This window comes from Rhizobacter sp. (assembly GCF_032229685.1).
GTDB lineage: Bacteria > Pseudomonadota > Gammaproteobacteria > Burkholderiales > Burkholderiaceae_C > LMDS01.
The window spans coordinates 112,672-125,100 of record NZ_JAVTWP010000048.1; the positions used below are offsets into that span (position 1 = coordinate 112,672).

General features: G+C 69.1%; 12 protein-coding genes. All 12 read left to right on the top strand.

Features of this window, described 5'->3' with window-relative positions; translation table 11 throughout:
• Window positions 1-302: 302 nt before the first annotated feature.
• The 12 genes from AC30PD_RS24090 to bioB all read left to right on the top strand — a co-directional run bounded on the left by AC30PD_RS24090 (window position 303) and on the right by bioB (window position 12,417).
• A complete protein-coding gene (locus tag AC30PD_RS24090; RefSeq protein WP_448174265.1) occupies window positions 303-926 on the top strand; it encodes a TetR/AcrR family transcriptional regulator in 624 nt (207 codons plus the stop codon).
• Window positions 923-1,672, top strand: coding sequence for an electron transfer flavoprotein subunit beta/FixA family protein (locus AC30PD_RS24095; protein ID WP_448174264.1), 750 nt, complete (start codon window positions 923-925; stop codon window positions 1,670-1,672). The genes AC30PD_RS24090 and AC30PD_RS24095 overlap by 4 nt, the downstream gene beginning before the upstream one ends.
• Window positions 1,672-2,613 carry an electron transfer flavoprotein subunit alpha/FixB family protein gene (locus tag AC30PD_RS24100; protein ID WP_489538228.1) on the top strand — a complete coding sequence of 314 codons (942 nt, stop codon included), beginning with the start codon at window positions 1,672-1,674 and terminating at the stop codon, window positions 2,611-2,613. Before AC30PD_RS24095 ends, AC30PD_RS24100 begins: the two co-directional genes overlap by 1 nt.
• Before the next feature lie 100 nt (window positions 2,614-2,713).
• Window positions 2,714-3,874, top strand: coding sequence for an acyl-CoA dehydrogenase family protein (locus tag AC30PD_RS24105; protein ID WP_489538229.1), 1,161 nt, complete (start codon window positions 2,714-2,716; stop codon window positions 3,872-3,874).
• A 17-nt stretch (window positions 3,875-3,891) separates the two neighbouring features.
• On the top strand, window positions 3,892-5,067 hold the full coding sequence (locus AC30PD_RS24110) for a CaiB/BaiF CoA transferase family protein (RefSeq protein ID WP_489538230.1): 1,176 nt from the start codon (window positions 3,892-3,894) through the stop codon (window positions 5,065-5,067).
• 16 nt (window positions 5,068-5,083) lie between these two features.
• Window positions 5,084-6,448: an MmgE/PrpD family protein gene (locus tag AC30PD_RS24115; RefSeq protein WP_489538262.1), complete on the top strand. Its 1,365-nt coding sequence runs from the start codon at window positions 5,084-5,086 to the stop codon at window positions 6,446-6,448.
• Complete coding sequence (locus AC30PD_RS24120; protein WP_489538231.1) at window positions 6,445-7,281, top strand: HpcH/HpaI aldolase/citrate lyase family protein; 837 nt, start codon at window positions 6,445-6,447, stop codon at window positions 7,279-7,281. The genes AC30PD_RS24115 and AC30PD_RS24120 overlap by 4 nt, the downstream gene beginning before the upstream one ends.
• Before the next feature lie 27 nt (window positions 7,282-7,308).
• Window positions 7,309-8,094, top strand: a complete 786-nt coding sequence (locus tag AC30PD_RS24125) for a citryl-CoA lyase (RefSeq protein ID WP_489538232.1) — start codon at window positions 7,309-7,311, stop codon at window positions 8,092-8,094.
• A 104-nt stretch (window positions 8,095-8,198) separates the two neighbouring features.
• Entirely contained in the window at window positions 8,199-9,446 is a 1,248-nt protein-coding gene (gene bioA / locus AC30PD_RS24130; RefSeq protein WP_489538233.1) for an adenosylmethionine--8-amino-7-oxononanoate transaminase, read from the top strand.
• 18 nt (window positions 9,447-9,464) lie between these two features.
• Window positions 9,465-10,163, top strand: coding sequence for a dethiobiotin synthase (bioD, locus tag AC30PD_RS24135; RefSeq protein WP_489538234.1), 699 nt, complete (start codon window positions 9,465-9,467; stop codon window positions 10,161-10,163).
• Window positions 10,160-11,338, top strand: coding sequence for an 8-amino-7-oxononanoate synthase (gene bioF / locus AC30PD_RS24140; RefSeq protein WP_489538263.1), 1,179 nt, complete (start codon window positions 10,160-10,162; stop codon window positions 11,336-11,338). The genes bioD and bioF overlap by 4 nt, the downstream gene beginning before the upstream one ends.
• Window positions 11,339-11,409: 71 nt before the next feature.
• Window positions 11,410-12,417: a biotin synthase BioB gene (gene bioB / locus AC30PD_RS24145; protein ID WP_489538235.1), complete on the top strand. Its 1,008-nt coding sequence runs from the start codon at window positions 11,410-11,412 to the stop codon at window positions 12,415-12,417.
• Window positions 12,418-12,429 lie beyond the last annotated feature (12 nt).

Consider the following 12,429-nt stretch of genomic DNA (forward strand, 5'->3'; position numbering starts at 1 on the left):
CGTTACGCCTGTGGCGGCGAGTCGGCACCGGAGCAGGGCTCGGCGCGCAGCCTGCGCGCGTGGCCTGGCAGCTGGGCCAGAATCAGGACGGCGCAGCCACCGATGAGCCAGGCGCTGATCGGCCGGTGCATGAACGCCATCAGCTCACCGCACGCCGATGCAAATGAAAAACAGCGCGCCCGTTTACAGGAACTGGCAGCCATCCGAAAGTGTCCTCTACGCGGGTCAGACCATCACCCGACCCGAACGGCGAGTCGAGTGACCTTCCTAACGATTGTTAGATAGATGGTAGAGTATAGGCAATGACAGGGCTGCGCGACAACGGGCGTCGAGAGTTGATCCTGCGGACGGCGGCCAGCCTGATCCGGGAGCGCGGGTTCGAGCGCACCTCGGTGCGCCACATCGCCGAGGCGGCGGGCATCACCTCGGGCTCGCTTTTCTATTACTTCGAGAGCAAGGAAGAACTGCTGGTGGCGATCATGGAGGAAGGCGTGCGTGACATCATGAAGTCGGTCCGTGAAGGACTGGAAGGCGAGTCGCGTCTGCCGGAGCGGCTGCTGGCGATGCTGCGCCACCACCTCACTGCCTTGCTCGGACCGAAGCTGGATGCGATGTCGGTCGTGCTCTACGAATGGCGCAGCCTGTCGCCGCCTGCACGGGCGCGGGTGCTGAGCGCCCGCGACGACTACGACGATCTCTGGATGCTGCCGCTCGGTGAAGCCGCCGCGCTGGGCTTGGTGGACGCCGACACGGTGCTGGTGCGCCAGACTGTGCTCGGTGCGCTGAACTGGGCCACGCAGTGGTACCGGCCCGGGGGCCGCCTGGATATCGATGCGTTGGCGCGATCCTTGTTCTTGCTGCTGCTGCCGCGCGTGGCGGGCCGAGCAGCGAGCTCTTCCTTTCATGTACCGATGGAGATCAAGTGAAGATACTCGTGGCTGTCAAGAGGGTGCTCGACTACAACGTCAAGGCCCGTGTCAAATCCGATGGGTCGGGCGTCGATCTGGCGAACCAGAAGCTGTCGATGAACCCGTTCGACGAAATCGCCTGCGAAGAGGCGGTGCGTCTGAAGGAGGCCGGGGTCGTGACCGAGATCATCGCGGTCTCGTGCGGCGCCTCCGGCTGCCAGGAGACGCTGCGCAGCGCGATGGCCATCGGCGCCGATCGTGGCGTGCTGATCGAGACCGACGCCGTGCTCGAGCCGCTGGCCGTCGCCAAGCTGATGCAGCACGTCGCCAGCAAGGAAGGTGTGCAGCTCGCCATCTTCGGCAAGCAGGCGATCGACGACGACGCCGGCCAGACCGGCCAGATGTTCGGCGCGCTGATGGGCTGGGCCCAAGCCAGCTTCGCCTCCAAGGTGCAGGTCAACGGCGAGACCGCCACGATCACGCGCGAGATCGACGGTGGCCTCGAAACGCTGGAGATGAAGCTGCCGGTGGTCATCACGACCGACCTGCGCCTGAACGAGCCGCGCTTCATCACGCTGCCCAACATCATGAAGGCGAAGAAGAAGCCGCTCGAGGTCCTGAAGGCGGCCGAACTCGGCATCGACGTCGCGCCGCGAACCACGGCCCTGCGGGTCAGCGAGCCGCCGTCGCGCAAGGCCGGCATCAAGGTGGCCGATACCGCCGAACTCGTGAAACGCCTCAAAGAAGAAGCGAAGGTGCTCTGATGACGATCCTGATCCTTGCGGAACACGACAACACCGCGCTCAAGGGCGCGACCCTGAACACGATCGCGGCGGCCTCGAAGCTCGGCAGCGACGTCCATGTGCTGGTCGCCGGCGCCGGCTGCGCGGCGGCCGCCCAGGCGGCGGCGGCGCTTTCGGGCGTGGCCAAGGTGCTGCTCGCCGACGCGGCCCACTACGGCGACCAGCTGGCCGAGAACCTGGCCGCGCTGGTGGTCGATCGGGTCCGTGCCGATGCGGCTTGCAGCCACGTGCTGGCACCAGCCACGCCGTTCGGCAAGAACGTGCTGCCGCGCATTGCCGCGCTGCTCGACAGTTCGCAGATCTCCGACGTGATCGCGATCGAGTCGGCCGACACGTTCCAGCGGCCGTTCTACGCGGGCAACGCGATCGCGCGGGTGCAGTCGAAGGACACGATCAAGGTGCTCAGCATCCGCACCACGGCCTTCGACCCGGTCGCCGCCGGCAGTGCCGCGGCACCGGTGGAAGCCGTCGCCGCATCGGCCGATCTGGGCCTGACCCGACTGGTCGGTCGCGAGGTGGTCAAGCTCGAGCGCCCCGAGCTCACCGCGGCGTCGGTCATCGTCTCCGGCGGGCGCGGCCTGGGCGCGGCGGAGAAGTTCCATGCCGTGCTGGAGCCCCTCGCCGACAAGCTCGGTGCGGCGCTGGGGGCGTCGCGCGCCGCGGTCGATGCCGGCTATGCGCCGAACGACTACCAGGTCGGCCAGACCGGCAAAATCGTCGCGCCGCAGCTGTACGTCGCGGTCGGCATCTCGGGCGCGATCCAGCATCTGGCGGGCATGAAGGACAGCAAGGTGATCGTCGCGATCAACAAGGATCCCGAGGCACCGATCTTCCAGGTCGCGGACTACGGGCTGGTCGGCGACCTCTTCGTGCTGGTGCCCGAGCTGGCGGCTGCGCTCTAATCCAGGTTTGCACATGGCGTTCGGGGCGGCGTCGCGAGTCTGACTCGAGCGCCCGTCCGCTTGACGCGTCCCCCCAATACTTCTTGCACACCCCAATCCCATGTCCGAAGCCCGCGAACGTCATCCCGAACTGCGCGCGGCATTGCGCGATCTGTTCAAACGCTTCCCCGACGCGTACTTCCGCGGTGTCGACGAGGCGCGCGGCTACCCGGTCGAGTTCGTCGATGCCTTGACGAAGGCCGGCTGGCTGGCGGTGATGATCCCGCAGGAGTACGGCGGCGCCGGCCTCGGCCTGGGCGAGGCCTCGGTCGTGATGGAGGAGGTGAACCGCTGCGGCGGCAACGCCGGCGCCTGCCACGGCCAGATGTACAACATGGGCACGCTGTTGCGCCATGGCTCCGATGAGCAGAAGCGCCGCTACCTGCCCGGCATCGCGACCGGCGATCTGCGCCTGCAGTCGATGGCAGTGACCGAGCCCGGCACCGGCACCGACACGACTCGGCTGAAGACCACCGCGGTGCGCAAGGGCGACCGCTATGTCGTCAATGGCCAGAAGGTCTGGATCTCGCGCGTTCAGCACTCCGACCTGATGATCCTGCTCGCCCGCACCACGCCCTTGGGCGAGGTCAAGCGCAAGTCCGACGGCATGTCGATCTTCATCGTCGACCTGAAAGACGCGATCGGCAAGGGCCTTGCCGTCACGCCGATCCGCAACATGGTCAACCACGAGACCAACGAGCTGTTCTTCGACAACCTCGAGATTCCGGCGGAGAACCTGATCGGCGAGGAAGGCAAGGGCTTCAAGTACATCCTCGACGGCCTGAACGCCGAGCGCACGCTGATCGCCGCCGAGTGCATCGGCGACGGCCGCTGGTTCGTGCAGCGCAGCACCGCCTACGCACGCGAGCGGCGCGTGTTCGAGCGCCCGATCGGCCAGAACCAGGCCGTGCAGTTCCCGATCGCCGAGAGTCACATCGAGATCGAGGCCGCCGACCTGATGCGCTGGCAGGCCTGTGACCTGTTCGACGCCCACGAAGCCTGCGGGGCCGAGGCCAACATGGCCAAGTACTTGGCCGCCAAGGCCTCGTGGGAAGCGGCCAATGCGGCGATCCAGACCCACGGCGGGTTCGGCTTCGCCTGCGAATACGACATCGAGCGCAAGTTCCGCGAGACCCGCCTGTACCAGGTGGCGCCGATCTCGACCAACCTCATCCTGTCGTACGTGGCCGAGCATGTGCTCGGGCTGCCGCGCTCGTTTTGACAACCAGGGGCTTTGCGATGCGACCGCTTCAGGGAATGCTGATCGTCACGCTGGAGCACGCGATCGCCGCGCCGTTCTGCACCCGCCAGCTGGCCGATCTCGGCGCGCGCGTCATCAAGGTCGAGCGCCCGGGCGAGGGCGACTTTGCCCGGGCCTACGACACCCGCGCCAAGGGGTCGGCCTCGCACTTCGCATGGTGCAACCGCTCCAAGGAAAGCCTGACACTCGACCTGAAGAACGCGGCGGCGCGCGCCGTGCTGCAGCAGCTCGTGACGCGCTGCGACGTGCTGGTGCAGAACCTGGCGCCCGGTGCGGCAGCGCGCATGGCGCTCGACCACGCGAGCCTCGAGAAGGTCAACCCGCGCATCGTCGTGTGCGACATCTCGGGCTATGGCGACGGCGGTCCGTACACCGAGAAGAAGGCCTACGACCTGCTGATCCAGAGCGAGGCCGGCTTCCTGTCGGTGACCGGCACGCCCGAGCAGCCGTCGAAGGCCGGGCTGTCGATCGCCGACATCGCCGCCGGCATGTACGCCTACAGCGGCATCCTGGCTGCGCTGCTCGAGCGCGGCCGCACCGGCCGCGGCCAGCGGCTCGAGATCTCGATGCTCGAGGCGATGTCCGAATGGATGGGCTTCCCGCTGTACTACACGCTCGACGGCCAGCCGCCGCCGCCGCGCGCCGGCGCGTCGCACGCGGCGATCTACCCCTACGGCCCGTTCACCTGCGGTGACGGCAAGCAGGTGGTGCTGGCGGTTCAGCACGACCGCGAGTGGACGACCTTCTGCGACAAGGTTCTGCAGCTGCCGGCGCTGGCGAATGAGTACCTCGGCAACGCCAAGCGCCTGGCGCACCGCGAGCACCTGCGCGGCGTCATCGAAGGCGTGTGCTCGACGCTGACCGCGGCGCAGCTCGTCGAACGCCTCGACGCGGCGCAGATCGCCAACGCCCAGCTCAACGAGATGGCCGACCTGTGGCGCCACCCGCAGCTCGCGGCGCGCGGGCGCTGGAGCGAGATCGCGTCGCCGGGCGGCAGCTTGCCGGCGCTGTTCCCGCCGCACCATCTGTCGGGCAGCGAGCCGCCGCCAATGGGGCCGGTGCCGGCACTCGGCGAGCACACCGACAGCATCCTCGCGGAGCTCGGCTACGCGGCGGACGACATTGCGCGCCTGCGCGCCGACCGGGCGATCTGAACCACCCCGCATGGCCATGACCACTTCGAGTTCACCCACGGCGGCGCTGGCGGCCTTCGCGGCCGGCCTGCGCTACGACGACATCCCGGCGCCGGTGCTGCGCCGCACCGAGGATTTGCTGCTCGACTGGACCGCGTCGGCGCTGGCGGGCAAGGGGGCGCGGCCGGTGCAGGCGATCGAGGCCTATGCCCGCGCGATGGGGCCCGGCGCCGGCAGCGCGGAAGTGCTGATCACGCGCCGCACCACGTCGCCGCACTTCGCCGCCATGGTCAACGCCGCGGCCTCGCACTTCGCCGAGCAGGACGACGTGCACAACGGCTCGGTGTTCCACCCGGCGGCGGTGGTGTTCCCGCCCGCCCTCGCGGTGGCCCAGGCGCTCGGCGCGAGCGGGCGCGAATTGCTCACCGCGGCGGTGGCGGGCTACGAGGTCGGCATCCGGGTCGGCGAGTTTCTCGGGCGTTCGCACTACCGCGTCTTCCACACCACCGCCACGGCCGGCACGGTGGCTGCCGCAGCCGCGACCGGTCGGCTGCTCGGTCTGGACGCGACCACCATGCTGCATGCCTTCGGCAGTGCGGGCACGCAGGCCGCCGGCTTGTGGGAATTCCTGCGCGATGCGGCCGATTCAAAGCAACTCCACTGTGCCCATGCGGCATCGAGCGGGCTGGCGTCGGCCTACCTGGCGCGTGAAGGGTTCACCGGCGCGCGCCAGATCCTCGAAGGCGCGCAGGGCATGGCCGCGGGCATGTCGAGCGACGCCGACCCGGCGCGCCTGACCGATGGCCTGGGCACTCGCTGGGCCACCGCCGAAACCTCGTTCAAGTACCACGCCTCCTGCCGCCACACCCACCCCAGCGCCGACGCACTGCTGCAGCTGATGCGCAGGCACGGCCTGAAGGCCGACGATCTGGCGAAGGTGACCGCGCATGTGCACCAGGGCGCGATCGACGTGCTCGGCCGTGTGGTCGTGCCCGGCACCGTGCACCAGGCCAAGTTCTCGATGGGCACGGTGCTCGCGCTCGTGGCCGAGTTCGGCTTCGCCGGCCTCGACGAGTTCGACCAGCAATTCCTCGCCCCTCGCGTGGCGGCGCTGCGCGACCGCGTCACGATGCAACTCGACGCCGAGATCGACCAGGCCTACCCGCGGCGCTGGATCGGCCGCGTCAGCGTCACCACCCGCGACGGCCGCGAGCTGGGCGCCCGGGTCGACGAACCCAAGGGCGACCCCGGCAACACGCTCACTCGACCCGAACTGGAAGACAAGGCGCGCCGCCTGGCCGCCTACGGCAAGGGCGCGACGCCGGCCGAAATGGACACGCTGATCGCACGCATCTGGTCGGTCGCCGAGTGCCCCCGGATCGAACGCTGGATGGCCGAATGAGCGACGCCGGCCTGATCGCGCCGCTGCCGCGCGCCTACCTGTTCGTTCCCGGCGATCGGCCCGAGCGCTACGCCAAGGCACGTGCCACGGGCGCCGACGCGGTCATCGTCGACCTCGAGGACGCGGTCGCCCCCGAGGCCAAGGTTCGGGCGCGCGACGCGCTCGCCGCCGCGCTCGACGAAGCGGCGCCGCTGGTGGTGCGCATCAACGCGCACGGCACGCCGTGGTTCGCCGACGATCTCGAACTGTGCCGTCACCCGGGTGTCGCGGCCGTGATGCTGCCCAAGGCCGACGGCTTCGACGCCGTCTGCCAGGTCGTGGAAACCACCTTCAAGGACGTGCTGCCGATCATCGAGTCGGCACGCGGCCTCGCCGAGGTGCGCGCGATCGCCCGCGTGCCCGGGGTGGTGCGTCTGGCATTCGGCAGCGTCGATCTGGCGCTCGATCTCGGCATCGACTGCAGCCCCGACGGCCATGAAGAGGAGTTGCTGCCTTTCCGCATGGAGCTCGTGCTGGCATCGCGGCTGGCCGGCCTGGCGTCGCCGGCCGACGGGGTCAGCACCGCCATCGACGACACCGAACGCCTGCGCGCGGATACCGAGCGCGCCAGGCGCATGGGGTTCGGCGCCAAGTTGTGCATCCATCCCAAACAGGTCGCACCCGTGCAGGCGAGCTTCTCGCCCACGGCGGCGCAGGTGGCGTGGGCCTGCCGGGTCCGCGACGCCTTCGCGGCCGCCGGCGGCGCCGCGGTGTCGGTCGACGGCCAGATGATCGACCGCCCCCTGAACGAACTCGCGCTCGTCATTCTTCGCCGTGCCGGCGCCGCGACCTGACCCATCAATTCACTCGAAGGACATTCCATGGCCCGCAAGACCAAACCGATCCGCTCCGACATCGCCTGGAGCACCCCCGACCGCATCGAGGTCCGCGGCAAGAGCCTGCCCGATGAACTGCTCGGCAAGATCAATCTCGGCGACATGGCCTTCCTGCAGATCCTCGGCCGCATGCCGACGCCGCAGGAATCGAACATGTTCAACGCGATCTCGGTGACGCTGGTGGAGCACGGCATCACGCCGAGTGCCCTGGCCGCCCGCCTGACCTACGCTGGCGCGCCCGAGTCGCTGCAGGCGGCCGTGGCGGCCGGCCTGTGCGGGCTGGGCACGGTGTTCGTCGGATCGACCGAGGGCACGGCCAGGATGCTTTACGAGGCATTGCCACAAGGCACGAAGGGCGCCGACCTGGAGCGCATCGCGCGCGAGACCGTCGCCGGATTCCGGGCGCGCGGCCAGATCGTGCCGGGCCTGGGCCATCCGCTGCACAAGCCGGTCGACCCGCGGGCGCCGCGGCTGTTCCAGATTGCCAAGGACAACGGCTTCTTCGGTGACTACATCCGGCTCGAACAGCTGATCTGTGCCGAGGCCGAGCGGGCGTCGGGCAAGATGCTGCCGGTCAATGCCACCGGCGCGATCGGCGCGATCTGCTGCGAGCTCGGGCTGCCGTGGAAGATCGTGCGCGGCATCGGCGTGTTCGCGCGCGCCATCGGTCTGGTCGGCCACATCCTCGAGGAGAGCAACAACCCGATCGCGGTGGAGATCTGGCAGCGCGTCGAAGACGAGGCGACCCTGCACATCCGGCCGGCCGCCTGAGCCGGGCAGCCGCTCGACCGTGGCCCGCCCCAGTCCGCCCCGTGCCCGACAGCCCGACCCTTCAAGAGCGCAGCCGTCGCGCCGTCTGGCATCCGTGCAGCCAGATGAAGCAGCACGAGTCCCAGGCGCTGTTGCCGGTGGCCCGGGCCGAGGGTGTGTGGCTTTTCGACCTGGAGGGCCGGCGCTACCTGGACGCCACCAGTTCCTGGTGGGTCAACCTGTTCGGCCACCAGCACCCCGACATCAAGGCCGCGCTGGCCGACCAGCTCGATCGGCTCGAGCATGTGATGCTGGCCGGCTGCACCCATGCGCCGGTGGTGGAATTGTCGGAACGCCTGGCGGCGCTCACCGGCTTGGGCCATGCGTTCTATGCGTCGGACGGAGCCTCGGCAGTGGAGATCGCGCTGAAGATGAGCGCGCACTACTGGCGCAACCGGGGGCGGCCGGAGAAGTCTCGCTTTGTGGGCCTGGAACAGGCCTACCACGGCGAAACCGTGGGCGCGCTCTCGGTCACCGACATGGCCTTGTTCCGATCCGCCTACGCCCCGCTGGTGCGCCCGAGCGACACGGTGCCGAGCCCCGATGTCCGCCGCGCCGAGCCAGGGGTGGGCGCGCTTGAGCATGCGCGCCACTGCGCGCTGGCGCTGGAGCAGTATTTGAAGGCGCAGCACCGGCAGACGGCGGCGCTGGTGCTGGAGCCGCTGGTGCAATGCGCGGCCGGCATGGGCATGCATGACCCCGAGTACCTGCGCTTGGCGCGCGCATTGTGCGAGCGTTATGAAGTGCATTTGGTGGCCGACGAGATCGCGGTCGGTTTCGGCCGCACGGGCAGCATGTTTGCGCACCAGCAGGCGGGCATCCGGCCCGATTTCATTTGTTTGTCCAAGGGCTTGACTGGCGGTTTCTTGCCGCTGTCGGCGGTGCTGACCACCGACGAGGTCTTCGACGCCTTCTACGACGACGAAACCGCGCGCGCTTTCCTGCACTCGCATTCCTACACTGGCAACCCACTGGCCTGCCGGGCGGCGCTGGCCACGCTCGACCTGTTCGAGCGTGACGACGTGCTGGCGCGCAACCGGGGCACCGCGCAGCGCCTGAACGCGCTGGCGCAGCCGCTGGCATGCCACCGCAAGGTTCTGCGCTCGCGGCACATCGGCATGATCTGGGCCTTCGACGTCGCCACCGACGATCCCACCTTCGCGCGCCGCTTCCACGCGGCCGCGCTGAAGCGGGGCGTACTGTTGCGGCCCATCGGCAACACGCTGTATTTCATGCCGCCCTACGTGATCGACGACGAGGCCTGCCAATGCCTCGTCGAAGGCACCTTGGGCGCGCTCGACGCCTGCGTCTGAGCAAGTGGCTCGCGCAACATGAGCACGGGTCTCGGGGTCTTCGTCGCCGGTACCGATACCGGAGTCGGCAAGACGCTGGTGAGCTGCGCATTGCTGCACCGCCTGCACGGGCAGCACGCCAAGGTCGTGGGCATGAAACCGGTTGCGGCCGGCGCGCAGCGCACCGCGCTCGGGTGGGACAACGACGATGTGCGCGCATTGCGTGCCGCCAGCAGCCTGCGTGTGCCGGGCGAGCTGGACAACCCGTACCTGCTGCCCGAAGCCATCTCACCCCATCTCGCTGCGCAGCGTGCCGGTCAGCGGATCGACATCGCGCTGATTGTCGAACGTTACCGAAGCTTGGCCGCGCTGGGTGATGCGGTGGTGGTGGAAGGGGCGGGTGGCTTTTGCGTGCCCTTGACCGACACGCACACCGGTGCCGATCTGGCGCAGGCGTTGGGGCTGCCGGTCGTGCTGGTGGTGGCGTTGCGCCTGGGCTGCCTGAGCCATGCGCTGCTGACGCAGGAGGCCATCCGCGCGCGCGGTCTCGTGCTGGCCGGCTGGGTCGTCAACCGCATCGACCCCACGATGGCGGCGCAGGAGGAGAACGTCGCCACGCTGCGCTCGCGGCTGCAGGCGCCCTTGCTCGGCGACATCCCGTGGCTGAAACGGCCGCAGGCGGATCGGCTGAAACTGGCTCTGCCAGGCGAACTGATGAGTCGGCAGGTGCCGGTATGACGCTGTCACTCGCCACGATGGCTCAGGACGATTTCGAGGCCCGCCTGGCGGCGCTGGACCAGGCCGGCACGCGCCGCAGTCGGCGCGTGGTGCAGGCCATGGACGGCCCCCGGTTGCAAGTCGACGGCCAGTGGTTGTTGTCCTTCAGCAGCAACGACTACCTGGGGCTGTCCCAACATCCCGCGGCGGTCGAAGCGGCACAGCGGGCTGCCGCGCAGTATGGCGTGGGCGCGGGCGCGTCGGCGCTGGTGAACGGGCACAGCGCGGCGCATGAGGCGCTCGAGCGCGAACTGGCCGATTTCGTCGGCCTGCCGCGGGCGCTGTACTTCGGCGCCGGCTACCTGGCCAACGTCGGCGTTGTGCCGGCGCTCGTGGGGCGCGGCGATGCGGTTTTTTCGGATGCGCTGAATCACGCCTGCCTGATCGACGGTGCGCGGCTCTCGCGCGCCGCCATCCATGTCTATTCGCACAACGATGTGGCGTCGCTCGATCGGCTGCTCGCGACATCCACGGCGCGGCGCAAGCTCGTGCTCACCGATGCCGTGTTCAGCATGGACGGCGACATCGCGCCGGTGCCGCAGCTGCTGGAATTGTGTGAGCGCCACGATGCACTGTTGCTGATCGACGATGCCCACGGCTTCGGTGTACTGGGTCCGCAAGGGCGCGGTACCGCAGCCCATTTCGGGGTGCGCTCGCAGCGGCTCATCTACATGGCCACCCTTGGCAAAGCCGCGGGCGTCGCCGGGGCCTTCGTGGCCGGCCCGGCCGCCGCCGTCGAGTGGCTGTTGCAGCGCAGTCGCACCTACATCTTCGCCACCGCCGCGCCGGCCATGATCGTCGAGGCGGTGCGCGCCAACCTGCGCGTGATCGAAGCGCAGAGCTGGCGGCGCGAGCACCTGGGCCGGCTCATCGAGCAACTGCGCGACGGCCTGGCGGGGCTGCCTTGGCAGCTGTCGCCGTCGGGCACGGCGATCCAGCCGATCATCGTCGGAGGCAACCAGGCCGTGCTCGAGGCCGCGGCCGCGCTGCGCGTGCAAGGCCTGTGGGTACCGGCGATTCGCCCACCGACGGTGCCGCCGGGCCTGGCGCGACTGCGCGTCTCGTTGTCGGCTGCGCACACCCAGGCCGATGTGGCGCAGCTCGTCAAGGCGCTCCAGGCCGTGGCCGCAGCCTGATACACAGCCAGAATGCCACCGCGCGCAGCGACCGCTGACCAACCATTGAAACCCACTGGAAGCCGATGACCATGAACAACCCAACACTTTCCGCCCAACCCATCACGGTGATCCGTCCCGCCGCGCGAGCTACCGGGGTGGCCACGACCGAGCGCTGGTCGGTCGACGCGGTGCAGGCGCTGTTCGACCTGCCCTTCAGCGACCTGCTGTTCCGCGCCCAGCAGGTGCACCGCGAGCACTTCGACGCCAACGAGGTGCAGCTGTCCACCTTGCTGTCGATCAAGACCGGCGGTTGCCCGGAAGACTGCGCGTACTGCCCGCAGTCGGTGCACTACGACACCGGCGTGGAAGCCAGCAAGTTGATGGAGGTGCATGAGGTGGCGGCCGCCGTGAAGGCGGCGCGCGACCAGGGTGCCACCCGCTTCTGCATGGGCGCCGCGTGGCGCGCGCCCAAGGACCGCGATGTCGAGAAGGTGGCCGAGCTCGTGCGCGTCGTGAAGGACCACGGGCTGGAAGCCTGCTGCACGCTCGGCATGCTCAGCGACACCCAGGCGCGCACGCTCAAGGGGGCCGGCCTGGACTACTACAACCACAACCTGGACACCGCGCCCGAAGCCTATGGCCGCGTCATCACGACACGCGACTACGCCGACCGCCTGAACACGCTGGGCCATGTGCGCGACGCCGGCATCCACGTGTGCAGCGGCGGCATCGTCGGCATGGGCGAGTCGCGCCGCGAGCGAGCCGGCCTGATCGCTCAGTTGGCCAACCTCGAGCCGTACCCGGAGTCGGTGCCGATCAATCACCTCGTGCAGGTCGAGGGCACACCGCTGCACGGGATCGCGCCGCTCGACCCGTTCGAGTTCGTTCGCACCGTTGCGGCGGCCCGCATCACGATGCCGCGCGCGCGCGTGCGCCTGTCGGCGGGGCGCCAGCAGATGGGCGAAGCGGTGCAGGCACTTTGTTTCCTCGCCGGAGCCAATTCGATCTTCTACGGCGACAAGCTGCTGGTCACCGGCAACCCCGACTGGGCCGCCGACAGGCGCCTGTTCGACACACTCGGCATCGCCGCGTGCTGACAATCTGCATCG

Bases quoted from the DNA above. Each gene is read 5' to 3' on its own strand.
- AC30PD_RS24125 (WP_489538232.1), top strand. From the start codon at position 7,309: ATGGCCCGCAAGACCAAACCGATCCGCTCCGACATCGCCTGGAGCACC.
- bioD (WP_489538234.1), top strand. From the start codon at position 9,465: ATGAGCACGGGTCTCGGGGTCTTCGTCGCCGGTACCGATACCGGAGTC.
- AC30PD_RS24090 (WP_448174265.1), top strand. From the start codon at position 303: ATGACAGGGCTGCGCGACAACGGGCGTCGAGAGTTGATCCTGCGGACG.
- bioF (WP_489538263.1), top strand. From the start codon at position 10,160: ATGACGCTGTCACTCGCCACGATGGCTCAGGACGATTTCGAGGCCCGC.
- AC30PD_RS24100 (WP_489538228.1), top strand. From the start codon at position 1,672: ATGACGATCCTGATCCTTGCGGAACACGACAACACCGCGCTCAAGGGC.
- bioA (WP_489538233.1), top strand. From the start codon at position 8,199: ATGAAGCAGCACGAGTCCCAGGCGCTGTTGCCGGTGGCCCGGGCCGAG.
- bioB (WP_489538235.1), top strand. From the start codon at position 11,410: ATGAACAACCCAACACTTTCCGCCCAACCCATCACGGTGATCCGTCCC.
- AC30PD_RS24105 (WP_489538229.1), top strand. From the start codon at position 2,714: ATGTCCGAAGCCCGCGAACGTCATCCCGAACTGCGCGCGGCATTGCGC.
- AC30PD_RS24120 (WP_489538231.1), top strand. From the start codon at position 6,445: ATGAGCGACGCCGGCCTGATCGCGCCGCTGCCGCGCGCCTACCTGTTC.
- AC30PD_RS24115 (WP_489538262.1), top strand. From the start codon at position 5,084: ATGACCACTTCGAGTTCACCCACGGCGGCGCTGGCGGCCTTCGCGGCC.
- AC30PD_RS24110 (WP_489538230.1), top strand. From the start codon at position 3,892: ATGCGACCGCTTCAGGGAATGCTGATCGTCACGCTGGAGCACGCGATC.